Origin of the sequence: Alkalicoccobacillus porphyridii (assembly GCF_007293315.1) — a bacterium.
In the GTDB taxonomy this organism is placed as follows: Bacteria; Bacillota; Bacilli; order Bacillales; family Bacillaceae_D; genus Alkalicoccobacillus; species Alkalicoccobacillus porphyridii.
Genome location: NZ_VLXZ01000002.1, coordinates 255,056 through 278,041, shown reverse-complemented (window position 1 = coordinate 278,041; position 22,986 = coordinate 255,056). Strand labels below are relative to the sequence as shown.

Genomic DNA, 22,986 nt, shown 5'->3' with positions numbered 1-22,986 from the left:
TGAAACGAGAGGAGGATCGCGAGCGTATATAGCAGTACAAAGCGCCTGAACTGCCCCATGGACGGAATGAGGGACAGTTGACGAGGAGAGGGTTTATCGATTTATCGGCGGATGCCCTCCGGCTGAGCATGACAGCCGCCAAGCTTCTGTAAAAAACACCAGGGTGACCTAGTGGACAAAATCAGACGCGCCATGCCCATAAAAAAACTAAAATCGATAAGAGTGGGGGCGAGTATGCCCTCAGGTTGCTTGCCCCCGACTATGGGAGGTAACCATTTATGTGTGGAATTGTAGGTTATGTAGGAACGGAAGATGCGAAGGAAATCTTGTTGCAAGGACTGGAAAGACTTGAATACCGTGGCTATGACTCAGCCGGTATCGCTCTAACAAATGAAGAGGGTGTACACGTATTCAAGGAAAAAGGACGTATTGCTACCCTGCGTGACGCAGTGGACCATGATACCAGCGCAACCGTTGGAATTGGACACACTCGTTGGGCTACGCATGGCGTACCAAGCCAGTTGAATGCACACCCGCATCAAAGCACAAGTGCCCGTTTCACCCTCGTGCACAATGGTGTCATTGAGAACTACAAAGAACTAAAAGCAAATTATTTAAATAACAAAGAGCTAACAAGTGATACAGACACAGAAGTCATTGTTCAAGTGATTGAGCACTTTGTAGAGCAAGGTCATAGCACAGAACAAGCCTTCCGTGAGACACTATCTCTTCTAAAAGGCTCTTACGCTCTAGCGTTAATCGACCAAGAAAACAAAGAAACTGTTTTTGTTGGTAAAAATAAAAGCCCACTCCTTATTGGTGTAGGCGAAGATGTTAATGTTATCGCATCTGACGCAATGGCGATGCTTGCTGTCACGGATCAATTTGTGGAAATTATGGACCAAGAGATCGTGATTGTAAAACGTGATTCTGTCCAAATTGAAACACTAGCTGGTGAGAAAGTAGAGCGTGCGCCTTATACAGCTGAGCTTGATATGAGCGACATCGAAAAAGGCACATACCCTCACTTTATGCTCAAGGAAATTGATGAGCAGCCATTTGTGATGCGTAACATCATTCAGAAGTACCAAAACGAAGATGGCGGACTACGCATTGATGCAGATATTCGTGAAGCTGTAAAAACAAGCGACCGAATCTACATCATTGCAGCAGGAACAAGCTATCACGCAGGACTTGTAGGGAAGCAGCTTGTTGAAAAGCTTGCCAACCGTCCAGTTGAAGTGCATATTTCCAGTGAATTCCTTTACAATATGCCATTATTATCAGAGAACCCACTCTTTATCTTCATCTCTCAAAGTGGCGAAACTGCCGACTCAAGAGGTGTATTAGTCGAAGTGAAAAAACAAGGCCACAAAGCCTTAACGATCACAAACGTACCAGGATCCACGCTTTCCCGTGAAGCAGACTTCACCCTTCACACATATGCTGGACCTGAAATCGCTGTAGCTTCCACAAAAGCATACACAGCTCAAATCGCTGTATTTGCCATCCTTGCAGTAGACGTTGCCCGTTCTGCTGGTATCGAGTTAGACTTCGATCCCCTACAAGAACTAGGTATCGTAGCCAACGCAATGGAAGTCCTCACAGCACAAAAAGAAGAAATGGAGAAAGTCGCACGTGACTTCCTATCTGTCACACGCAACGCATTCTTCATCGGCCGTGCCGCTGACTACTTTGTCGTCGTAGAAGGCGCACTTAAATTAAAAGAAATCTCCTACATCCAAGCAGAAGGCTTTGCCGGAGGAGAGCTAAAGCACGGAACCATCGCCCTCATCGAAGAAGGCACACCAGTCTTTGCTTTAGCCACACAAGAACACGTCAACCTAAGCATCCGCGGCAATGCCCAAGAAGTAGAAGCACGCGGCGCCCACGTCTGCACTATCAGCATGGAAGGCATGAACGAACCAGAAGACCAAATCGTTCTACCACGTGTGCATGAGCATTTGACTGCGTTAGCATCTGTGATTCCGATGCAGTTGATCTCTTATTATGCAGCGTTGCATAGAGAGTGTGATGTGGATAAACCACGCAATCTTGCAAAGAGTGTGACGGTGGAGTAGGGTTATAAAAAGTTTATTAACAGTGATGATGAAACAAAGATTATAGCTTTTTAAGCAGTGTGTTTTACCCCTTTGAATTTTAATTGCAAAGGGGTTTTTTGGTTTTTAAAATAAATAGCCGTGCGCGATAGAAGAGTGAGAGGTAGGAGTTGATAGTAAAGCTTTATTGAATCCGACTCAAGCTCAATCTGATCATCTAGATGATAACAATCGACGCTCTTATTAGGAACGTCGGATGTAAGGGAAAAGAAGGCGAAGTTGAATACTAATAAGATGTGTTTCAAAGGGAATGGAAAGGGGAAGCTCAGGTTGTAAAAGGAGTGTTTTTTGTGATGGAACCTAGAAGGGGAAAGAAATCAGATTCAAAAACGAAAATTCTTGTTTTAAGTGCGTTGGGTGCAGCTGTCGGGGTAACAATATCTGCGTTATTTCTTTAAAAGTAAATAACTATCTGATTACTTGTGGAGGCATGTTTGTAGTCTACTTTGACCAATAAGGATTCTTTAAGTTCCGGGGAATGGAATGGACGCAATCAAATGAACAAGAAATGGAAAAGGCGTAACAGTGGAAATTTACAGAAAGTAGTTAATTATAGAAATGGTTAGGGTATGGACCTCTAGAAACAAAACTTTTCTGGGGGTCATCTTATGACAAAAATGAGATTATATTTAACGACATTTCTATTATTAATTATTTTAATGGGATGCAACCAACTTGAAAATGAAGTAGAAGAACTTGAAAAAGAATATGGCATTGATATACACATTGATGATATTGGTGATCGAGATACTAACAGGATTGCTACCCTAGAAAGGGAGAAAGTTGAAGCAATTTTGTCATACGTAAGGGAATTCAAAGAAGAGGAGCTAGAGGAGGGGCATAGTAGCTTTGAGATTATTCATGCTCGTCACGGAGTATATACAGATTCAGATGCTGAGGAACCAATCGATCTATATGTACTACATTTAGACTCTGAATATCAAGGTACAGAAGACTATGGGTTACATCGTAATATTTGGCTATCTCTCTATTCAGAGAGTGATGTCATGCATGTGGAAGACATATCTTCTGGGTATGAGAGAGGTGGCGGAATCTTTTGGGAGAAAGCTGAAGAAAGGGTTGTGGAAGCTAATCAAGAACGAGCTGAATTTCATATTGAAGGAGAATGGTTTAGTGAATTTATTTATCAGGGGAAAGTGCTATCCATTAACGAACCAAACATCTGGACATTTGTAGTCAATAAAGAGGATTTACCGGATCAGGATATTGAAGGCTTTTAAAAACAGTCTTTAACATTATGCCGACTAACGAATAGTAAAATAACGTACGTAACAAAGAGGGGGATAATTACCTCTCTTTTTTTCTGCTTCTTAATCTAATGCATTTGAGCCTAATCAAGGTCGGATATGCTATATATAAAGACAACGTTGTTTAGAGTTTTATTTCATTAAATTCTGGTTTTAAGTATTTATAATTATAAATAAATTGACTATCCCCTTAAGGTGATTGTTTATACTATTCTTGTGGAGGGTGCACATATGATTAGAATTGGAGAGTTAGCCAGTAAGATAGGTGTAAGTAAAAAGACACTTTATCATTATGAAAGTTTAGGAATTCTAAAGCCTTCATTAATTAATGATAAGGGGTACAGGTATTATGATGAACATGCTATTTCTAAACTGCAAAAAATTCTACTATTAAAATCAATTGGTTATACGTTAAAAAAAATTAAGGTACTTTTTGATTCGGAGGTTCAGACAGAGGAAAATCAAACCTGGATTCATTCGCTTTCAGAGCAAGTGAGTTTAATTGAAGCTGAAAAAGATCGATTAAGTAGACTACAATATTATTTAAAAGCGACTATGCAAGTCATTAAGTTAAAAGATCAATTAAGGCCTAAGGAAATGCTTGATGTAATAGAAGATTTAAATAAAAGGGCGCTAGTTAATGGTGTGATTCCAGCGCGTTTTGATGAACCATTAAATATTTCAAAAGAGCAAAGAGAGATACTTGAGAGGCTGCCTGTTATCGGGAGTGATGATCCTAGATTGGAAGAAATACTGTCTATTTTTTCAAAAATTCGTAGCATAATGCACATGGAACCGAACTCAATTTACGTTCAAGAAATAACACATACTCTTTATACAAAAGCCATCGAGTTATTTGAAGGTGATGAGGAGCTCATGAACTTTTATTGGGGGCTATTAACCCAAACTAGCGATGATGAGAAAGTACTTGGTATGAAAACTGAAGTAACAGTGTTTATAGATGAAATGTTTTACCATTATTTCGATAAAAAGGAGCAGGGATGAGAGGAGAAAAAGTATGATAAAGCTTAAGTGGTTTCCCTTTTTACTCATAGGTGTTAGTATTTCTCTTATTTCATGTGAAGTAGCTAACGACGCAGAGAATGATAACTTGAATAGCGAAACTGAAGAATATGAGGAATTAAGTATTGAAATAATTATCGAAAGTAATGCCACGTACGCAACTGATTTGGAAGTGAATGTTAATAGTAGAAAAGACCCTCAATCTATTATCGAGCCCACCATAGAGGTTCCGTACTCAGAGAAATTTATCATTTCTACCGATACAATGTTTCCAATAACATCGACTAATGTTAAAGCCTCAGTTGGTGAAGATGGGGATGAGATATCCTGTAAGATTGTATATGATGATACTGTAGTTGCTACCCATAGCAGTAAAGGCAAATTTGCTACAGTATTATGCGAAAATAAATTTATTGATAATATCCTGTCTTTTAAGGTTGGGCACTTAGGTACAAGGCTTCAGAATCCGGCTTCCCTTCATGATTGAGAGCAACAACTTCCCTATCCACTTGGGTCCCTCTCAGTGGATTGGCAGTTTGACTCAACAAGAGATTGATTACTGATAATTTCCGTTCAATAAGAAAGGACCTTGATGAATTCATCAAAACCCTTTCTTGCAGTGTACCCCAAACATATTGGTAGTACTAATATTATGTTGGGATTTCTTGTTATTATTTTGTATCTTTATGATGAGGGATTCCCTTACTGTGAAGCAGCTCATAAATAACCTTCTCTACAAATTCCTCTTCCTCTTTAGTAAAAGAGTTAGGAAATAAATAAGGATCCGGATCAGAAAAAGAACCTTCATTCTTCTCCAATTGTTTCATCGCTAATTCATCTAAGATAGGTTCAACTACTGGTTTCATAAATGATACCATGGTTTGGGTATGTGCAAGGACTTCAGGGTCATTCGTTGCTTTTCCTTCTTTAATAAACCGTTTCATCTTACTACTCCACGCAGTCATTTCTTCATCCAGCTCAATTTGAGCTGTTTGAGCGTGCAGCCTATTGTATACTGAGTCAAACTCATGCTCATTTATCCAGAGGTTTCGTAATTCATCATTTTTTAAAGCATGAATGAGTACAAGTAATGAATCTGGATGAACAGGGTCTGATTCTGAAACGGTACTTTGAACGCGGGCAATAGTTTGTATAATCACTTCAATCCTTTTTTGTTTCTCTACTAGCATTTTGGTCTGATCGACCAGGGTCTGTGATAAATCTTGCTCCGGTTGCTTTAGGTATGCAGAGATTTCTCCCAGTGACAAATCTAAAAACTTTAATACTAATATTTTCTGAAGCAAGGTAATAGATTGATTATCATACATTCGGTGGCCATGCTCGGTGTATTGGGCAGGTTTCAAAATGCCTGTTTGATCGTAATGACGCAGTGTTCGTTCAGTAATTCCTGTCAGTTTTGCAAATTCTCCAATAGAATATTTTTTCTCCATTTTCTTATTCACTCCCTTTCTTTTTACTTTAACGGTTGACGTTACGTCAATTGCAAGCTCTTATTTTTATACCATTTTGTTTTAATGGAGAAGGGAGGATCTTCAAAGGACATTGAAATACATTTTTCATTATCTTTTCTGCTAAATCTCGTGTTATTGCGCCCCAGAAAATATTAGTTGTTATTTTATCTTCCTTTCATCTTCAACCATTAAAATTGAAATTCCCCTTCCTTCATTAGTAAGACCTTAGTTCCATCTTTTTTAATACCTACCACTTCCATATCTTCAGTTCCAAAAACTACATTTACTAATATGAGTGAAGAATTAAGTCCCAATTCATTTAATTCTTTTACAGATAATTTTCTACCGTTTTCTAGATTTGAGGGGGACGCGTTTCCTATACCAATATGGCAAGCAGTATTTTCATCAAATAAGGTATTGTAGAAGAGTGTATTTGTTTTAGAAAGAGGAGAGTGGTTCGACACTAAAGATATTTCACCTAAGTATTTCGAACCTTCATCTGTTTCAATAAGATTCTTTAAAGCTTCGTGACCAGTGGCGGCATAATAGTTAGTAATTTGCCCCTCTTTAAAAATTAGATAAAAGTCATCAATGATAGTTCCATCATAAATAAGTGGTTTAGAGGGAGTTAATTTGCCATTCACTTTATCTCTATGGGGGGCTGAAAAAATTTCCTCCGTAGGAATATTAGGAAAGAACGGTTTCCCTTCTAAATCTTTTACAGCTCCACCCAAAAATAAGTGATCATTAGGCATACCGACTGATAAATCTGTACCTTGATTACTTATGAAATGTAAGGTATCAAACTGATTATTATTTATAAACTTTTTTCGAGACTCAAAGAATCTATTATGATCTTCCCAATCCTTTATCGGGTCATCACCATTTGCCCGAGATCCACATAAGATTAACTCCCATAGAGTTTGCACGGCTTTTTCTTCACTTAAGTGAGGAGATACTTTTGTTGCCCATTCAAAGGAAGGAACAGCAAGAAGACAGCAGCGTACCTCATGGGATCTAATCTTTGCGTGGTGCTCCTTAAGCTTAGTACGGTAGGCCTTTTGAAAGCGATTCATTCGTTCTATCTGAATACCTTTAGAAACTTCTAGGTTTTCAGATATGATATGAATATAAGCGGCGCCTGCATCATCCCACTCTTTAAATTGATCATACTTCCAGTTAGGAAAGTAATCAAATGTATCTTCTAAAGCGTGAGTATAGAACTCTTTGGTGGATTTTTCATCAAACCAATCTATAACCACATTAGATGCTCCAACTTCATAGGCTGCCTTTTGAATAGTATGAGCGAGAGTTGCATTTTTAATGTCACTGTGAATGATTACAAGTTGATTTTTTTGTACATTTATACCTGATCGTACAGCAAGATCTGCATATTTTTTTAATTGTTTTTCACTAACAAATTTATAGATATCTTCCATACTCAACTCCTAGCTTTCATTTTAAAAAAGTATTATACCAATAGAAACCCATTGAAGAAAATAAGGCTATCACTTCTCCAAGGTAATGGAAAGAGACAGCCTTATTTAATCATTTTCATATCATTGTTTTACTGACTAATGTTTAATGCAAATACCCTTCAATATATAGTACTTTATATGTGGTTGGTTTATTAGAAGAACCTATATTAATACCAAAATTAAATGTTCTTGGACTAACTGAAATAAGCGGAGTAGAAGAGGTGAAAATCTTCTTTTCTAACTTATATTATGCGTGCTATTACCACAACAAATTAAAACTATTTTTGAATGAATACAAAGAAACGCTCAGGCTAAAATAATCCAAGCGTTCTTTGTGTATATTTAAAAAATTTAGGGCATCTTTCGTGAATAATATTACCTCTCAAAAAACTCTACCTTCTCACCCTCAGGTCCATCAATAAAAAACAGACGATACCCATTCGATAACGTTTTTATTTCTTCTTCAATAAAGCTTGCATTCTTCTTTTGGCAATGCGCGAAAGTGTCTTCAACGCTCTCAACCGCAATCGCAACATGATTTACTTTTCCTTCAATAATGAAATCGTCCTTGTGCTCAATCAGCTCCAATTCTGTTTCAGGACCGTCTTGAAATCCTAAGAACGCTAATACTCTCTTCCCATCGTTTTGGGTAACTTTTTGTTTTAATGTCATTCCACAAATGTCTTCGTAAAAAGCAATTGATTTTTCGATATCCTTTGTCATGACTCCCACGTGATCTAATCTCATTGAACATCCTCCATTTTTAATTATCAGAGAGGTTGAAAGCGCCTCCAATAACTTTTTTGACTTGCTATGGTCATCTCCACTTTTAAGAACTGACTTATGCATAGTTTAATTGATTTGTAAGATAAAGCAAGAAACATATAGATATTTTATACATAGATAACTACCTAGTTACTGAAGATCTCCATATAAATCTATTAGAATGTGATGACATATTTTAAGAGGTTTTAATGTAGGGGCCATGTTTCAATTTCGTTTTTAAAATAAAAAAACCACTCATAGAGTGGCTCTACGCAGGTTTCTCTGCGATGGTGATATCAGGTTTATTGTTTTTTTTGTTTTTCACCCACTGAGTGAGCTTATGAGTAAAGCTGTCTAGACCTAAGAGTCCAGCGTTCTTTTTACTTACGAGGATCGGTATGACTAGTAGTAGCATGAATGGGTTGGTAGAGACGGTACCGGCTAGTAGGAAAGAGGTATTCATGACTCCTCCGAAGAATCCGGCAGTTTTAGTGAAGAGACCAACCATTAGTGCGATTCCGATTAGAACCTCACCCCACATGACCATGAAACTAAACACATCAGCATAAGGGATTGCCACATTTTCTAGGAAGGCGGTGTACAATGGATACGCGACGATCTCTCCGCCACCGCCTTTTAGTACTGGGTTATCAACGGCCGCTTGAAGGAAGCCGCCTGCATTAAATTCTCCTCCCATAACTTTTCCTATACCTGAACTAAACCACATCCACCCTAAAGCGATTCGACAAATTGACAACAGGACCATAGCGATTTTAGATGATTGCAAGAAGTTTAACATTGATTGTTCCTCCTTTGTGATATATTTCACATTCTCTTTACACTCTTAGTATATCCGATTTTTTGCTTTTGTGAACCATTTCACATGAGGTTTCACAAATTAGACATATGTATCCAGGTTTTTCCTGACTCTGCATATCATTCGTGACAAAAACGTGAGATTTACGATAGAGAAATGAAAGACTGACTCTCTATACTAAATTTTATAAGAATTATATCTATCGTAAAGGAGAACAAAATATCATGAAAAAAATAACATTACTAATGCTAGCATGGTTGATATTATCTATTCATTCACCTAAAGGATACGCGGAGGGCATAGTTACTCCATCAGGAATCCCTATATCAGATATGGAAGAAACGGTGGATCAAATCATGAACAAATATATAGGGGATGACGTGCCGGGGGCGTCTGTTTCCATCGTTCAAGATGGAGAGATCGTTTTAGAAAAGGGATATGGATTAGCGAATCTTGAGGAGAATATCCAGGTTGATGCCGCGTCGACTTATATGGAAGCAGGGTCCGTGTCAAAATTATTTACGTGGACGGCGATTATGCAATTGGTGGAGGAGGGTCAAATCTCTTTAGATACAGATATTCGTGAGTATCTTGGGGATGGCCAGTCAAACCTCACCTATGATAAGCCGATCACACTTAACCATTTAATGACTCATACGGCAGGTTTTGAAGAGCGTGTCGAGCACCTGACTGTTTATGATACAGAGCATATTTATGAATTGGAGGATTATCTTTCACCTGAAAGACAGCCGAAACAAATTTATTCACCGGGAGAAATCGTGGCTTACTCCAATTTTAGTACAAATCTTGCGGGTTATATTGTGGAGCAGCTAACAGGTATGCCTTTTAAGGATTACATTCAACAATCTATCTTTGAACCTTTGGAGATGAATGACTCTACGTTTGATTTACGTGATGATCTAATTCCAGGTCTAATGGAAGATAAGGCAATTGGTTACAAGCGGGCAGGCGATGAATGGGTGGCTAACCCAACCGCTTATATTAATGATGTTCCGGCTGGTGGATTAACAACAACCGCTCGTGATATGGCTCATTTTATGATGGCTCATTTAAACAACGATGGATCTGGTCCTTACTCGTTATTCAGCGATCAAGAAACATTGGATCAGATGCACGAAACATTATACACGTCTCACCCTGAGCTTTCCGGTAATGCTCATGGCTTCTGGGAACGCCAGGCAGGGGCTTATCGTATCATTGAACATGGTGGGAATACGGATGCATTTAGTGCGCTTGTTTCCATTGTGCCAGATGAACAGTTTGGTATTGCTGTCATGACAAATATGGACGGGGAAATGGCAGGGGCTAGGCGTGAACTCACCGATGTTCTAATTGGTCCATCTGAAGAGGTACCTGAGGCCACAACTGAGTATAATCATAGTGAAGAGGTAGAAGGGCGTTATCGATCTGCTCGTTCAGTTGAAACAGGTCCAATGAAAATCATGCCATTTCTATCTGACGCTGATTCAGTCATATCAGCCAATGAAGACGGAAGCATTCAATTATCCATAGCTGCACTTGGTGTAGACGTAACATATGTAGAGACCTCACCTTATCTTTTTGAAAGAGTGACTTCAGAGAACACATTATTAGATAACGCAGGAATGCATACAAGTAAGATGTTCTTTCAGACCAATGAGGATGGCGATGTTGTAAAGCTATCGTACGGTGTGATAGCTGATGAGCTACCTGTACCGTTCGCAGAATCACATGAGTTGATCTATTCATTGATTGGTTTTGCAGCCGTGTTATCAATAGCAGGTATAGGTTGGAGCATTGTTCGATTTGTGATCAATCGTAGAAGAGCTAAGAAGAACAAACCTCTCATAAAATCTCTTCTATATAGAGGAGCGACTTTGTGGTCATTGGTTGGTATCCTGACAATGATTAATACGGGGGCGATCATACTGAAATACGCGAGTAATCCATTTCAAGCATGGTCAGACTTCACCATACATGTGATAGCATATTGGATCCTACTTATAGCTGCCATAGTATTACTTTATCCTGTTGTGAAAGGATGGAGTGCTCAAAAAGGATCATACATGTTAAAAGCCTATATTTTATTATTAGGTTGTTCACTTGTAGGATTATTTTATATTCTCTACTTTGTTAATTTTCTTACCTTAGCTGGCTAAAGGAACATACATCCCGGACCGCTTTTCATAGTGGTCCGGGATTTTGTGTTATCCTGAAAAGGGGATATATGACCGGTAAAAACGTAAAAGGAGTGATAGTAAATGGATATGGATAAGTTACAAAAAACAACGACTATTATTAGAATTATATTTATTACCATTATCATTATAATACTGATGCTACAGTTAAAGGGGCTCATAGATTCTACTACAGCACTTACTACGGCTATTGTATTTGCAACCGTTACGCTCGTCTCTATTGCTTTTCTCCAATATAAAAGGGATCAGAAACTACAAGCGACGATAACTCTCATTTCGGGTTTCATTATTATTGTTGTAAGTATTGTTCTAATCAATGTTTAAGTACTCAGGGATTTTGTTTAACCATTTTCACAATTTCTTTATGATAGCCCAAATGCTCATACATTTTAACCGCTCTCTCATTAGCAACGAATACATCTAAAATCAATTCGCTTAATCCAAGATTGCTTGCCCATAGCTCTGCTTGTTTCATAAGCGCCTTTCCAATACCTTTTCCTTCTCCTTGAACTGAAACAGCTATCGCTGATATATATGCCTGCTTTCTTTCTGTGAAATAATCCTTCTGTATAGTTAGCTCAATATAACCTAAAATATGACCACTATCATCAGCAACATATATATTATCCGTATTATTAGTAACGGCTTGATAAGCTAAATCCATTTGCTTTTCACTCATGATTCGGTTGTCTCTAAATTCCATATACTCAACATGATTAAACCTTTTAGCTAAGTCTAGTACTTGATGACGGTCAGCTTCTTTGAATTTTCTAATATTCATTCTTGAACGCCTCTCTTCATAACTTGAATAACTTGACATTACCTGAATTGAATTAATTTCGCAAGATTATGAAAGCGACTAAATAAACCTAAAATTGTCTAATGAAAAAGGCTAACATAATTAGAAAAGGAGCACCTTCTATTTATGGGTGTTCCTTTTATATGCTTCATTATATTAAAAATAATATATGTTTATCCATATAGTCTACGGACGGAATGTGAGGGAGCTCATTCCTTGTGTATTAATTTAATTTAATTCCAAACGATTAATATTACGCAGGGCCAGTCCAATGATCAAAATCGCAATGATTGCTAAACCAAGCGGCATGTATAAAAGATTGATTAAAGAATATTCAGGTCCGTAGGAAGAGTTTGTCACTAGGGCAATAATAATAGCTGACACAATGGTAGCTGGGGTTGAGTACTTTAACATTCCAAAGTAAAGAGGAACGAGGGATGCGCCAGCAGCTACTAGGTTAAACATCATCATACTCATTAGTTCAGGAAGAATCGACTGTGCACTAAAGTTTAGATTGACAGATAATTGAAACATCTCATTTAAGCCAATAAAACTTAACACGACGAAGCAAGTAGAAATCAACATTGAACAAAAAGTTAAGATAAAAATGAGTAGTAATTTGGACATCATTATTTTTTTTCGATCGATTGGATAGGAGAACATAACCAGGCTTGTTCGGTTTTTAAATTCATCAATGATGAATTTGGAGATAAGAACCGCAGCAAATATAATAAATGTGGCTCTTATAAGAATGCCGCTTATCGTAAAAAAGTCAGTCGTTGTTCTAAAAAGTATTTCATTTTCAATTTTTTCTATGATTGTGAAGAAATAGAGCAACGCCAGGATAATAATGTTCGAAAGAATGGCTCCTTTTACAAACCACCCAATTTTGTGCTTCTGTAATTCTAACTTCATAAGATGGTACATGCCAAGCCTCCTTTACTTCTTGATTTTGTTTAACCCTATCTTTTGAATGAAATATTCCTCTAAAGTTGTTTGTTTTGTATTAATGGAAGTGATCTGAATATCATTTAAAATCAGTGCCTTTGAAATATGAGTGTGCGGCACTTCCGTCGAAAAAATTCGAATCGCTTGTCCATCAACTAACTTAAAATTCTCTATGTTTAATTGGTCATGTAAAATAACGGATGCTTTCTTGGGGTCGTTAGTGACGAGCTCAAAAAATTCCGTATTTTTTTCTTTAAGCGAAGCCATAGAAGTTTCTTCTATGAGATTTCCTTGTTTAATCATGCTAACCGTATCAGCAATCTGTTCAATTTCACCAATTATATGGCTTGAGATTAGAAGAGTCATTCCATATTCTTTATTTAATCGTTGAAATAATCTCCTCATGGATTGAATGCCTTCAGGATCAAGTCCATTGATGGGTTCATCTAAGATTACCAATTCAGGCTTTGTTATAATTGCACGCGCGACACAGAGGCGCTGTCTCATTCCGAGTGAGAAGTCTTGGGGGCGTTTATGTTCTACGTTCGTAAGACCAACCCAATCTAGCGCATCAGAAATGGCTTGTTTGTTGTGATAGCCCATATACTCGCAGTGCAGCTCTAAATTCTCCCACGCCGTCAATTTTTCATAGAAGATCGGATATTCAATCATACTTCCAATTCGTTTTAAATAATCAAATGAGTGCTCTTTAATAGGTTCACCAAACAGTTCAATTTCCCCGCTAGTAGGTTTAATTAAGTTCATAAGGAGTTTCATAATGGTTGATTTTCCTGCTCCGTTAGAACCTAAGAAGCCATAGATCTCGCCTTTTTTTATATTCATGGATACATCGGATACGACATCATGTTCATCGTAGGTCTTGGTCAAATGTCTGGTTTGCACAATATACTCCATATCGTTCCTCCTTTTTCTATCTGCTTTCATTTTAACGAGAGAAGATTTCTTTTCTCTATCTTAAATCTCACATAAGTCTCACGAAAAAAGATTAATCATGTTCACGCTTCAATGTGCAAATAAAAGAGGTTTTTTCATAAGGCTTAGAATAGACAGAGATTCTGCCATGCATCTTCTCCATTAGTCTTTTGGTAATGGTTAATCCCAATCCACTTCCTTGAAATTCCTTGTTTCTTGATTCATCAAGCGTATACATCCGTTCAAAGATTTTTTCTTGGTTGTATTCATGGATGCCAGTTCCTTTATCGTAAACCTCAAAAGAAACAGTGGCGTCATCATAGGTGAGACGTAAGCCTACTACATTCCCACCTGATCCGTAGCGCAACGCGTTTGAAAATAGGTTAGAGAGGACACGGTTTAATGCCTCTTCGTTAGCTAACGCGTAGATCGGGGTGTCTGGTAAATCAATGTTCACGTCCAACCTCTGAGACTCAATCATTTCATAAAACATGAGAATATTTCTTTTACAAATCTCAGTTAAATTCACTCGATCTAACGGTACATGATGGTCACCCGCTTCAAGCTTAGCTAAATCAAAAAAAGAATGAATTAAGGTAGTGATCTCATCCGTCTTTTCATTCACTTTATGGAGAATACGCCTCCATTCCTTTTCGGGCAAATTTGTTTGATCTTTAAGTATTTCCGTGTAACCTGCTATCACTGTTAACGGCGTCTTTAAATCATGCGAGATATTTGAAAGCATTCGCCTCATGGATTGTTCCGTTCGAATAAATTGACTTGAATGCTCACGGTTTTGCTCAATCAGTTTATTTAGCCAAACAAGTAGCTCAGCCATCTCTTTATTTTCCGTAACAATAAGTACTGGGCCACTCGCATGATCATCAACGATTTGTGTTAACTGATCTTTTATAGAAAGTATTTGCTTATGGATGGTTCGTTTCTGCTGGAATTGAAAGGCGATTACACATAGTAGGAAGATTAAAAGTAAAATTAAAAAAATGATCATACAAATTCACCTAGCTTATAACCGATGCCCCATACGGTCTTAATATATTTTGGTTTAGCCGGGTCATCTTCAATTTTCTCGCGCAGACGACTCATATGAACATTAATCACATGGTCATCCCCATAATAATGATCTTCCCAGACAGAATGATAAATTTGTTCCTTCGTCATCACTTTTTTAGGGTTCTCCAAAAACAGCTTTAATATCTTCCATTCTTTTGAGGTTAGATTGATTTCAAGCCCATTCTTTTTTACGATGAAGTTATGTAGATCCATTTCTAATTCATGTATGTATATCATAGGTGAAGCTTCTTCTTGAGAAGGTACCTTATATTGGGTAGATCTTCGAATGGCTGCTTTCACTCTTGCCAAAAGCTCGATCATTGAGAATGGCTTCGTCATGTAGTCATCGGCTCCAAAGCCTAAACCAATTGCCTTATCAGCCTCGCCATCCTTAGCCGATATGATGATGACGGGAACATAGCTATTCTGTCTAAGCGCCTGCAGAAAATCCATGCCATTGATCTCAGGTAACATGAGATCAAGTAAAACTAAATCATAGCTGTCATTAGCAAAACGGTTCGATGCTTCCTTTCCGGTAAATACAGCATCAACCTTAAAGCCTTCTTTTATTAAAAAGGTACGTACCATATCACTAATCGCTAAATCATCTTCAACAAGTAAAATTCTCTCCACTCCAAGCAACGCCTCTCGTATAAATTATCGTTAACTCCTATTAAAGCATATAAAAGGACAAGGATTGAAGCTAGATTTGTGGCTTGGCCATGAGAGAATATAATGAAGCGAAGCCATGGAAGTTTCTTCAATCCGTTCAATCGTTAATATGGATTGAGATTAGAAAAGTTATTCTACATCTTGTTTTTCTATATGTATTTGCCTTAGCAATAGGAAAAAAGGCAACCCTAGAGATACACCGACAGTACATGTTGCAATAATAGGTAACCAAAGATGGTTCATCCCTTTTTGCTTACCTTCGTACAATATGAATCCAATCAATACGATAATAGAGATGATGACATCCCACCAAGCGAAAGCTCCCATTTTTGAATGACTTATCTCACTTATAAATTGCTGCAAGTTAAAGCCATAATTATAAAGCCAAGGTAACAATTGTGAGTAGGGAAGTATTGTGCCTACTATACATAACAAACCATAAAAAATTTTCATCTTATTCCCTCCAATTTAAATTAATGAAATTAATTTGAATTGCTTTAGATAAGTTTAAAGCAATGAAGACATGATATAAACTATTATTTACTAATAAAGGGTAATATAGAGATAATAGATTACTTTAAGTTTCTTTTTAAATGGGAGCCGAAATAAAAAGAGAACTTAACGATCTAAGTTCTCTTTTATGTTGCTGCCATATCTACAGGCTATTCTTTTTTAATTTCACTCACTATGATTACCTTCGCCTTCATTTCGACCTATTTGTCTAACTCCTTCCAGCTCATTATAAATATATTCATATTCATATTCTTCTTCATCTGAGAAGGTAACAAAGGCTTGATAAGCGCCTCTTTCATCATCCCTATCATTTCGCCAATCATATTCTGTACGGATAGAATCGATCTCTTCATCTGTGTAATTTCTTTCTTCCATTAAATACTCGTACACCCTATTCTCCGTCATTTCTAGCTGCTCCTGACTTCCGTTAAAGAAATTAAAGAGTAAGATTCCTCCCCCCGTTAAGGTCATTAGAGAAAGGATTGTGAGTAAGACCATTCTTTTTTTCATGTTCATTCACCTCTTTTAATGAAATGCTATTTGTGGCAATCATTTACGGATATGAAGATGAGAATAATAGTAGAAAGATTAATTGTTAATGCCTCCAGTTAAAGGGTTTATACCCTGATTTAGTTACTCGTAAAACTGAAAATTGCTTTTATACAAAGGGTCTTACGTGGAAGAGGCGCTCTTGAATTGAGTACTATTGCAGGAGAGAGAATACGTCAGGGCTGATAAGCAGCTATGTTAGAGGAAGATGAGGATCGTTACTTTACTAGTGATGGAAGAGGATAGACAAAAAGAAAAAAGGACTTAACTCTAGTTAGTTGAAGTCCTTTCCGTTGTTACTAGAGTATATTCCAGCTTAGTTTAATGCCCATTCCGTGCTCATCAATGAAAAGATCAAAGCATCATGAGTCGAGTCATTTTGATAAAGATAGCCCCTCAATAACCCTTCCTGAACAAAACCTAATCGTTTTAATAGTTGGATAGAGGGCTCATTTTGAGGAAATGTGACAGCGCCAATTCTAAACAAAGCTAAATCTTTAAATGAATAACGTAATACTTCTTTTGCTGCTTCGGTCATCAATCCTTTGTTCCAATGTGATGGATGTAGTTCAAATCCAAGTTCAGCCTTTTTAGTAGGAATGCTAAGATTGTTTAATCCCACTGTACCAATAAATGTGCCTGTCTCTTTTACGATTATTCCCCAGCGTATACCTCTGTTGCTTTCATGTGATCTTTGGAAAAACGTTACTATTTTTGAGGCTTCCTCGATATCTTTCAACGCATCCATTCCATAATATTTCGTCACTTCATCGTTGGACATGATCTCGAAAAAGCTACCGGTATGCTCCTCATTTACTTGAACTAATTTCAATCGATTTGTTTCTAATTCAGGAAATTCCATTAACTATTCTCCCTCTTTGATATTCCTGGTATTGTAATATCAAGGTCATTTTTAAATGTTTATTCCATTTTATATTAAATTCAGAAATAATATAGAAAAATATTGGCAAGATGAATCTTTTTAGACGCCTAAAACACTCTAAGTAATGAGGGGAGGGAACAACGACACGATGAAACATGATGTGGATATTGTGAAGAAAGCCATTAATGGAGATGAGGAAGCCTTTGAACAATTGCTTTATAAAGAAAGGAAACCGCTTTACTACAAGGCTCTTTCTTTAGTGGGTAAAAATGATGATGCTTTGGATGCGATTCAGGAAACAGCCTATTCCGCTTTCGTAGCGATCAGTACATTGAAGAACCCGGAGTATTTCTCAACATGGCTTTTTAGGATTCTATTAAGAGAATGCTATAAGTTATTAAGAGAGCGGGACAAGGTCATACCTTACGAAGAGAGTGAATTATTTAATAAAGTAGATCTTAAGGTTGATAAAGCGATTGATACTTTTACTTTAAGCGAGGCCTTATACAACTTAAATTCAGCTTACCAGACGTCCATCATTTTATATTACTATCATGATCTTTCAATTAAGGACATTGCTGAAGTTATGGATAAGCCAGTTGGTACAGTGAAAACAAACTTACGTCGAGCAAAGAAAATATTAAGAAATGAGCTAGAAAGGAGTTATCAATTAAATGAAAAAGCCACTTGAGGAATTCCCAGAAGATCAAGTAGTTGCAGCTATTCGAACTGGAATAGATCGGGCGAAGAATCAACCAAAACACTCTCATTCAAATAAAACTAAGGGTAGAAGGAAAATCATCTACGCTTTGTCGAGTGTGGCAGCTATCTTCGGGATATTAGTTGGCTCTTCTTACTATTCCCCGGCACTTGCCAGTAGCTTGTCGCAAATTCCTATTATTGGATCTGTATTTGGAGATTCAGATTTAATGACTTTACAACAAGCTCAAAAGAATGGTCTAACTAGTGAGGTTGGGGAGACACAAACGGTTAATGGAATTTCCGTGACATTAGATGAACTGTTATTTGATCAAAATAACATTACGCTGGGACTCTTCATAGAATCTGAAAAAGAACTGACAGATTTCTATTTTGGGGCAGGGATGGATTTTACGATAAACGGTAAAAATCCACCCTTTGCATCTGGGACATATGATGAGAGTGTGATCTCTCCGACTACACGGACTGCTATCCAAGAAATTAATGTAACGGAAAATACACCTGAACAGTTTGAAATGGGTTTAATCCTTTATGGAGAGAGTGGCGAGGAATGGTACTTCTCAGTCCCGGTCGAGAAGATTAGCGACATTCAAACAATTCCTGTTCATCATACACAGACAGTCGAAAATCTAACGATTAACGTACCTGAGATATCAATTAGTCAAACCGGTTTAAGTTTATCTTATACCGGTACTGAAATGGAAACAGACTTCGAACTGGCTCGCGGACAAAACGTTGAATTTACAATCACTGATCAAAACGGAAATAAAATTGAGGGCACTTCAGGTGGCGTTATAGGAGAATTGGTTTCTGATAGAATTGAGTTTAAAAGTAACAAACCATTTGACCCGATTGATTCAAGTGTCACTGAATTAACAATTACTCCTCACGTAGTCATTCCAGAGTCAGGTGGAGGAGTGGAGATAGATAAGGACGGAAATGAAAAAGAGATTCCAGTTAAAGAAATGTCTTTGGAGCCAATAGAATTTGAATCATTTAAAGTGAAGATCCCTCAGTAAATCGATCCATCAATAAGAGGTAGATAAATAGAAAAACAAAAAAATGACTTCCTATAATTAGGGAGTCGTTTTTGTTTATTTCTACAGTCAACCAATGCTATGAACGGTTCCTTGTGTAAACAATAACTTATATGCAATGATTTTCTCAGCATATGGTATCATTCTTTAGCATCTGTCATAAGCTCAAACAGGCATCCATCTTGAAACCAGAAAAGACCTCTTTCGGCAAATGGATGATCGGTTTGTTGATTTGTTGTATTGGTAGGACTATTTCCGAAGCTTAGCTTCTGTTCTAGCATACGGTCCATCACTAGATTAAACGTATCTCCATCCACTTCAAAAGCCAAATGCTGTAGGGGATAGTTTTCCTCTACCTTCTGAAAGAAAATGGCTGATTCTTCATTGACACCCACTTTAACGAACTTATTATCAAAGCCCTCGTATCCATCTATGGTTAAGCCCATCACATCAGCAAACTGTTTGGCTGATGCTTCGTTATCCTTTGTAAAACAAACGACATGATTTAGAGAAATCGCCATGTTCAAACACTCCTATTTAGTTAGTTACTCTTTTTTTCTTTTCCATCTGACAGTTGCGCCAACTGTTGTTTTGTATCTTTTAATAGTTGAAGGAATGCCGCCTTTTTCTCTTCGTCCATCATGCTTTGACGTCCTACTTTAAATAACTCTTCTGACACAGATTGAATCTCATCACGTATTATCGTGATCTCTTCTACGTTTGACGTTTTAAACATATTAAGTCTTGTCATAATGGGATCACTGTCCTGATGTTCTTCCAAATAGGTTTGACCCTCTTTTGTAATGGAGAAGACCTTTTTCCTGCCTTCTTTGGTATGGGTTACATGCCTCTGATCCTCTAACAATTGAAGTAACGGATATATGGACCCAGGGCTGGGTGAATAGAAGCCGTTGAATTTTTCTTTTAAGCCTTTAATTAAATCATATCCATGCCTTGGTTGTTCATTTAGAAGAAGTAATAGAACAACCTTAAGATCACCCCTTCCAAAAACGCGTTTGCCTTGATTTGGATGATTTTTATAGTCCACCATAAGCACTCCTTTTAGATAACGATATATCGTAAACTTATAATAAACGATATATCGTTAAAAGGCAACTATATAAAACTAAAATTTATGTTGGTAGTAATAAAGAATTTATTTAAGGAGGATTCCGGTGTGGAATGAACGGGTTAACATAAAAATGCCCTGTTACAATTAACAGGACACCTTTTAAATAAAATTACAATGGTTTAGGAAGATTTAATTTTGGTGGTACATACCCAAGATGGCTGCCTATTTTTACGATTTGACCTCGATGATGATATTCGTGAGTAGTGGTATGAGTAAATAGCCATAATTCGGTTTGCTCTGCGCTGCTACTATGCCAAGAGGCTTTAGTGGTGGGGTCCCAACGATCTTTAAATTCTTTTAGAAATTCATACACAAGCTCATCTGTATCTTTAAATACTTCGCGCATGTTTTCTACATTCACAATGGATCGTGAATTTACTTTAGGGATGGATTTACCTAAAGCACGGTTACCAAGCCAAACACGATAGCCATCTGCCACATGAGTATGCAAAGCTGGGATTGATATACCGCCAAAAGGATCAATCTTTTTTAGATAGTCTTCACTCGACATCGATTCGCAATAGGTGAATAAGGACTCCCTAGAGCGACGAATCAGTTCATATTGAGTTTCAAATATATTCATCTAGAATCTCCTTAGATATAGTGCCGATAAATAATTACAGACTTAATATGTCTATAATAGCTATTATGTGAGTGTACGTCAATATTCTGTGAGGAGCTGAATGTCTATGAAGATGAGAGGGAGGATTAGTTCACTCTATACATGGGCAACTCTCTTGCATGATTTGAATAATCGGTTTAAACTATGCATATAATGAAAACAAGACGTAGAGTGCGCTAACACCTACGCCTTGCACGTTGCCCGCTAGAAGAGCGGCCAGCCCATCAGGGATATTAAGAAGAAATAACCACCCGATTTAAGCTAGGGACAGCTGCGGGTGGTTACTTTTTTACGTCAATGATCATAATGACCACGACGACCAGTGTCAGTGTAAACATTCCGAATTGAAGAATGACTTTAAAGACATCGGTAGTAATCATGGGCCTCACCTCCCTCTTTATGACGGGAAGGTATTGACCACTCACCCTGCTGTAGCAACTACTAGTAATATTTCGTGAAAAGGAGCTCCTTCTTAATAGAAAGGGCTCCATTTTTTATGCGCTATATTAAATAAATGAATCCTAACTGCTCTCATTTTATAAACCATATGATAAACTGTTATTGTAAAAATATAGATGATTCATACAGAGTTAGTGGACATTTAGATGCCGGATATAACTTATAAGATCTGGACTGTGGTTATGATACAAGATGGTGATAAAGTCTTGTTACTTGATAGAAAACACGATGATTTTAAAGGTTTTTTACCACCTGGAGGAAGAGTTGACTTCCCAGAGAGTTTTGTAGAGGGTGCTATAAGAGAAGTTAAGGAAGAAACAGGGTTGGAAGTAAGTAATCTTGTGTTTAAAGGAATATCAGAATTTGTAAATCTTTCTACAAATAAAAGATATATGATGATGAACTATTGGACAAAGGATTTTAAAGGTGAATTATTAGATAACCCGCCTGAAGGTGAAATTCATTGGATTAATATCAATAAAGCTAAAGAATTACCAATGCAAGAAGACACCAAATTAAGATTTGATCTATTTTTTGAACCTGGAACCTTTGAAATTCAAACCATATGGAATAACGAAGAAAATGCTCCCGAGGATATAAAGATTAAAAAAATATAGTTAGATTTTTGTCCCTATACACCATTTGAACGCATTCTCACCATTGTTTGAACTTATACTGTAAAAAACATAACCAGGAGGACAACCATTTGAAAAGATCATCAATTCTCACAGTCTTACTTGCTTTACTTGGTATTCATTTTTCGATTGCTGCCGCAGCAGCTACAGGTCATGAATATGACGAAAAGGAATTCCGGGCGTACCTAGTAGATATGTTTCAAGCAGATGATGTGGGTGAATTTGGCTTTACTACGGAGGACATTGAGCAAATGACTTTTGGTGAACCCGTTCCAATTTATGACCTTAATCCTGCTTTTGCTTTTGGTAAAAGTGATGAACTGATTGAGGAAGAGTTTGATGAATGGATCTCTGTCGTGTTCGAGAATGGTAAGCCTATCAATGGTTTGAAATTACGAGAATATAGTGAAGGTAAATTGAGTGTATCTGGTTTTGGCTATCCACTAACACTTACTGCTGATGTAACAGATCTTGAAGAAGACGAAATCCTCTTTTATGAATTTCCTACGGGTTATTATTACGCGTTTAATCAAAATGAGGACTCTATAAGACTTCTAGAAGAAGAAGTTATAGCAAATCAACCGGATGATGAACGAGTAGAAGGGTCATCTGTAGAGGAGTTTCAAACAATACTCGAAAAACGATACGAGGATTATGAAAATATATCCGGTGATGAAACCTTAAGCAGCGGTCTTGGGGGGAGCGAGCCAGCCCAGCCACAATCGATTCTGCTTTATTCATCCATTGGAATAGGTGTTGTTTTATTATCATCACTTTCATTAATTCTTTGGAAGAGAAAAAGGGCATGACGATAGAACGAAAAATTGTGTTGCTCACAAGTAATGTGGCCAGCCGAATAAAATAAATGACTA

26 protein-coding genes are annotated in these 22,986 nt (G+C 37.4%); 10 read left to right on the top strand and 16 right to left on the bottom strand.

Annotated features, from left to right (window positions below; all coding sequences use genetic code 11):
- Nucleotides 1-278 precede the first annotated feature (278 nt).
- The 4 genes from glmS to FN960_RS04655 all read left to right on the top strand — a co-directional run bounded on the left by glmS (nt 279) and on the right by FN960_RS04655 (nt 4,898).
- Complete coding sequence (gene glmS, locus FN960_RS04670) at nt 279-2,081, top strand: glutamine--fructose-6-phosphate transaminase (isomerizing) (protein WP_143847395.1); 1,803 nt, start codon at nt 279-281, stop codon at nt 2,079-2,081.
- A gap of 647 nt (nt 2,082-2,728) precedes the next feature.
- Nucleotides 2,729-3,361 carry a hypothetical protein gene (locus tag FN960_RS04665; RefSeq protein ID WP_143847393.1) on the top strand — a complete coding sequence of 211 codons (633 nt, stop codon included), beginning with the start codon at nt 2,729-2,731 and terminating at the stop codon, nt 3,359-3,361.
- 258 nt (nt 3,362-3,619) lie between these two features.
- A complete protein-coding gene (locus tag FN960_RS04660; RefSeq protein WP_143847391.1) occupies nt 3,620-4,393 on the top strand; it encodes a MerR family transcriptional regulator in 774 nt (257 codons plus the stop codon).
- Nucleotides 4,394-4,406: 13 nt separating this feature from the next.
- On the top strand, nt 4,407-4,898 hold the full coding sequence (locus FN960_RS04655) for a hypothetical protein (protein WP_143847390.1): 492 nt from the start codon (nt 4,407-4,409) through the stop codon (nt 4,896-4,898).
- 184 nt (nt 4,899-5,082) lie between these two features.
- On the opposite strand, the gene FN960_RS04650 is transcribed toward FN960_RS04655, so the two are convergent.
- The 4 genes from FN960_RS04650 to FN960_RS04635 all read right to left on the bottom strand — a co-directional run bounded on the left by FN960_RS04650 (nt 5,083) and on the right by FN960_RS04635 (nt 8,925).
- Nucleotides 5,083-5,862, bottom strand: a complete 780-nt coding sequence (locus FN960_RS04650) for a MerR family transcriptional regulator (protein WP_143847388.1) — start codon at nt 5,860-5,862, stop codon at nt 5,083-5,085.
- Nucleotides 5,863-6,071: 209 nt separating this feature from the next.
- A complete protein-coding gene (locus tag FN960_RS04645) occupies nt 6,072-7,322 on the bottom strand; it encodes an aminopeptidase (protein WP_143847386.1) in 1,251 nt (416 codons plus the stop codon).
- Nucleotides 7,323-7,736: 414 nt separating this feature from the next.
- Nucleotides 7,737-8,108: a VOC family protein gene (locus tag FN960_RS04640; RefSeq protein ID WP_143847384.1), complete on the bottom strand. Its 372-nt coding sequence runs from the start codon at nt 8,106-8,108 to the stop codon at nt 7,737-7,739.
- Nucleotides 8,109-8,394: 286 nt separating this feature from the next.
- Nucleotides 8,395-8,925: a DoxX family protein gene (locus FN960_RS04635; RefSeq protein ID WP_143847382.1), complete on the bottom strand. Its 531-nt coding sequence runs from the start codon at nt 8,923-8,925 to the stop codon at nt 8,395-8,397.
- A 242-nt stretch (nt 8,926-9,167) separates the two neighbouring features.
- On the opposite strand from FN960_RS04635, the gene FN960_RS04630 reads away from it, so the two are divergent.
- A complete protein-coding gene (locus tag FN960_RS04630; protein ID WP_143847381.1) occupies nt 9,168-11,102 on the top strand; it encodes a serine hydrolase domain-containing protein in 1,935 nt (644 codons plus the stop codon).
- 102 nt (nt 11,103-11,204) lie between these two features.
- Nucleotides 11,205-11,465 (top strand): hypothetical protein, encoded by a 261-nt coding sequence (locus FN960_RS04625; RefSeq protein WP_143847379.1) that lies wholly within the window; start codon nt 11,205-11,207, stop codon nt 11,463-11,465.
- A gap of 4 nt (nt 11,466-11,469) precedes the next feature.
- Here FN960_RS04625 and FN960_RS04620 read toward each other — a convergent pair whose 3' ends face one another.
- The 8 genes from FN960_RS04620 to FN960_RS04585 all read right to left on the bottom strand — a co-directional run bounded on the left by FN960_RS04620 (nt 11,470) and on the right by FN960_RS04585 (nt 17,488).
- On the bottom strand, nt 11,470-11,922 hold the full coding sequence (locus tag FN960_RS04620; protein WP_185970922.1) for a GNAT family N-acetyltransferase: 453 nt from the start codon (nt 11,920-11,922) through the stop codon (nt 11,470-11,472).
- Nucleotides 11,923-12,168: 246 nt separating this feature from the next.
- A complete protein-coding gene (locus FN960_RS04615) occupies nt 12,169-12,867 on the bottom strand; it encodes an ABC transporter permease (RefSeq protein WP_143847375.1) in 699 nt (232 codons plus the stop codon).
- Between the two features lie 12 nt (nt 12,868-12,879).
- Entirely contained in the window at nt 12,880-13,803 is a 924-nt protein-coding gene (locus FN960_RS04610; RefSeq protein WP_143847373.1) for an ABC transporter ATP-binding protein, read from the bottom strand.
- A 91-nt stretch (nt 13,804-13,894) separates the two neighbouring features.
- The gene (locus FN960_RS04605) at nt 13,895-14,830 is read right to left on the bottom strand and encodes a sensor histidine kinase (protein ID WP_143847371.1); all 936 of its coding nucleotides are present in this window, start codon (nt 14,828-14,830) and stop codon (nt 13,895-13,897) included.
- Nucleotides 14,827-15,525: a response regulator transcription factor gene (locus FN960_RS04600; RefSeq protein WP_143847369.1), complete on the bottom strand. Its 699-nt coding sequence runs from the start codon at nt 15,523-15,525 to the stop codon at nt 14,827-14,829. Before FN960_RS04600 ends, FN960_RS04605 begins: the two co-directional genes overlap by 4 nt.
- Nucleotides 15,526-15,693: 168 nt before the next feature.
- Nucleotides 15,694-16,017, bottom strand: a complete 324-nt coding sequence (locus FN960_RS04595) for a DUF2834 domain-containing protein (protein WP_143847367.1) — start codon at nt 16,015-16,017, stop codon at nt 15,694-15,696.
- Nucleotides 16,018-16,242: 225 nt separating this feature from the next.
- Nucleotides 16,243-16,587 carry a DUF3139 domain-containing protein gene (locus FN960_RS04590; RefSeq protein ID WP_185970921.1) on the bottom strand — a complete coding sequence of 115 codons (345 nt, stop codon included), beginning with the start codon at nt 16,585-16,587 and terminating at the stop codon, nt 16,243-16,245.
- Nucleotides 16,588-16,942: 355 nt separating this feature from the next.
- Nucleotides 16,943-17,488, bottom strand: coding sequence for a GNAT family N-acetyltransferase (locus FN960_RS04585; RefSeq protein WP_143847364.1), 546 nt, complete (start codon nt 17,486-17,488; stop codon nt 16,943-16,945).
- Between the two features lie 169 nt (nt 17,489-17,657).
- Here FN960_RS04585 and FN960_RS04580 point away from each other — a divergent pair, with 169 nt between their 5' ends.
- Together FN960_RS04580 and FN960_RS04575 are read left to right on the top strand one after the other, a co-directional pair.
- A complete protein-coding gene (locus FN960_RS04580) occupies nt 17,658-18,200 on the top strand; it encodes a sigma-70 family RNA polymerase sigma factor (protein WP_143847362.1) in 543 nt (180 codons plus the stop codon).
- On the top strand, nt 18,184-19,248 hold the full coding sequence (locus tag FN960_RS04575) for a DUF4179 domain-containing protein (protein ID WP_143847360.1): 1,065 nt from the start codon (nt 18,184-18,186) through the stop codon (nt 19,246-19,248). Before FN960_RS04580 ends, FN960_RS04575 begins: the two co-directional genes overlap by 17 nt.
- 158 nt (nt 19,249-19,406) lie before the next feature.
- On the opposite strand, the gene FN960_RS04570 is transcribed toward FN960_RS04575, so the two are convergent.
- From FN960_RS04570 to FN960_RS23370, 4 genes are all read right to left on the bottom strand, one after another.
- On the bottom strand, nt 19,407-19,787 hold the full coding sequence (locus FN960_RS04570) for a VOC family protein (protein ID WP_143847358.1): 381 nt from the start codon (nt 19,785-19,787) through the stop codon (nt 19,407-19,409).
- Nucleotides 19,788-19,807: 20 nt separating this feature from the next.
- Nucleotides 19,808-20,317, bottom strand: coding sequence for a PadR family transcriptional regulator (locus FN960_RS04565; RefSeq protein ID WP_143847356.1), 510 nt, complete (start codon nt 20,315-20,317; stop codon nt 19,808-19,810).
- A 190-nt stretch (nt 20,318-20,507) separates the two neighbouring features.
- Nucleotides 20,508-20,981, bottom strand: coding sequence for a DinB family protein (locus FN960_RS04560; RefSeq protein WP_143847354.1), 474 nt, complete (start codon nt 20,979-20,981; stop codon nt 20,508-20,510).
- 320 nt (nt 20,982-21,301) lie between these two features.
- Entirely contained in the window at nt 21,302-21,400 is a 99-nt protein-coding gene (locus FN960_RS23370) for a putative holin-like toxin (RefSeq protein WP_368854044.1), read from the bottom strand.
- Between the two features lie 261 nt (nt 21,401-21,661).
- On the opposite strand from FN960_RS23370, the gene FN960_RS04555 reads away from it, so the two are divergent.
- Together FN960_RS04555 and FN960_RS04550 are read left to right on the top strand one after the other, a co-directional pair.
- The gene (locus FN960_RS04555) at nt 21,662-22,096 is read left to right on the top strand and encodes an 8-oxo-dGTP diphosphatase (protein ID WP_438799650.1); all 435 of its coding nucleotides are present in this window, start codon (nt 21,662-21,664) and stop codon (nt 22,094-22,096) included.
- Nucleotides 22,097-22,185: 89 nt separating this feature from the next.
- Nucleotides 22,186-22,923, top strand: coding sequence for a hypothetical protein (locus FN960_RS04550; RefSeq protein WP_143847352.1), 738 nt, complete (start codon nt 22,186-22,188; stop codon nt 22,921-22,923).
- Nucleotides 22,924-22,986: the final 63 nt, after the last annotated feature.

Bases quoted from the DNA above. Each gene is read 5' to 3' on its own strand.
- glmS (WP_143847395.1), top strand. From the start codon at position 279: ATGTGTGGAATTGTAGGTTATGTAGGAACGGAAGATGCGAAGGAAATC.
- FN960_RS04665 (WP_143847393.1), top strand. From the start codon at position 2,729: ATGACAAAAATGAGATTATATTTAACGACATTTCTATTATTAATTATT.
- FN960_RS04660 (WP_143847391.1), top strand. From the start codon at position 3,620: ATGATTAGAATTGGAGAGTTAGCCAGTAAGATAGGTGTAAGTAAAAAG.
- FN960_RS04655 (WP_143847390.1), top strand. From the start codon at position 4,407: ATGATAAAGCTTAAGTGGTTTCCCTTTTTACTCATAGGTGTTAGTATT.
- FN960_RS04650 (WP_143847388.1), bottom strand. From the start codon at position 5,862: ATGGAGAAAAAATATTCTATTGGAGAATTTGCAAAACTGACAGGAATT.
- FN960_RS04645 (WP_143847386.1), bottom strand. From the start codon at position 7,322: ATGGAAGATATCTATAAATTTGTTAGTGAAAAACAATTAAAAAAATAT.
- FN960_RS04640 (WP_143847384.1), bottom strand. From the start codon at position 8,108: ATGAGATTAGATCACGTGGGAGTCATGACAAAGGATATCGAAAAATCA.
- FN960_RS04635 (WP_143847382.1), bottom strand. From the start codon at position 8,925: ATGTTAAACTTCTTGCAATCATCTAAAATCGCTATGGTCCTGTTGTCA.
- FN960_RS04630 (WP_143847381.1), top strand. From the start codon at position 9,168: ATGAAAAAAATAACATTACTAATGCTAGCATGGTTGATATTATCTATT.
- FN960_RS04625 (WP_143847379.1), top strand. From the start codon at position 11,205: ATGGATATGGATAAGTTACAAAAAACAACGACTATTATTAGAATTATA.
- FN960_RS04620 (WP_185970922.1), bottom strand. From the start codon at position 11,922: ATGAATATTAGAAAATTCAAAGAAGCTGACCGTCATCAAGTACTAGAC.
- FN960_RS04615 (WP_143847375.1), bottom strand. From the start codon at position 12,867: ATGTACCATCTTATGAAGTTAGAATTACAGAAGCACAAAATTGGGTGG.
- FN960_RS04610 (WP_143847373.1), bottom strand. From the start codon at position 13,803: ATGGAGTATATTGTGCAAACCAGACATTTGACCAAGACCTACGATGAA.
- FN960_RS04605 (WP_143847371.1), bottom strand. From the start codon at position 14,830: ATGATCATTTTTTTAATTTTACTTTTAATCTTCCTACTATGTGTAATC.
- FN960_RS04595 (WP_143847367.1), bottom strand. From the start codon at position 16,017: ATGAAAATTTTTTATGGTTTGTTATGTATAGTAGGCACAATACTTCCC.
- FN960_RS04590 (WP_185970921.1), bottom strand. From the start codon at position 16,587: ATGAAAAAAAGAATGGTCTTACTCACAATCCTTTCTCTAATGACCTTA.
- FN960_RS04585 (WP_143847364.1), bottom strand. From the start codon at position 17,488: ATGGAATTTCCTGAATTAGAAACAAATCGATTGAAATTAGTTCAAGTA.
- FN960_RS04580 (WP_143847362.1), top strand. From the start codon at position 17,658: ATGAAACATGATGTGGATATTGTGAAGAAAGCCATTAATGGAGATGAG.
- FN960_RS04575 (WP_143847360.1), top strand. From the start codon at position 18,184: ATGAAAAAGCCACTTGAGGAATTCCCAGAAGATCAAGTAGTTGCAGCT.
- FN960_RS04570 (WP_143847358.1), bottom strand. From the start codon at position 19,787: ATGGCGATTTCTCTAAATCATGTCGTTTGTTTTACAAAGGATAACGAA.
- FN960_RS04565 (WP_143847356.1), bottom strand. From the start codon at position 20,317: ATGGTGGACTATAAAAATCATCCAAATCAAGGCAAACGCGTTTTTGGA.
- FN960_RS04560 (WP_143847354.1), bottom strand. From the start codon at position 20,981: ATGAATATATTTGAAACTCAATATGAACTGATTCGTCGCTCTAGGGAG.
- FN960_RS23370 (WP_368854044.1), bottom strand. From the start codon at position 21,400: ATGATTACTACCGATGTCTTTAAAGTCATTCTTCAATTCGGAATGTTT.
- FN960_RS04555 (WP_438799650.1), top strand. From the start codon at position 21,662: ATGATACAAGATGGTGATAAAGTCTTGTTACTTGATAGAAAACACGAT.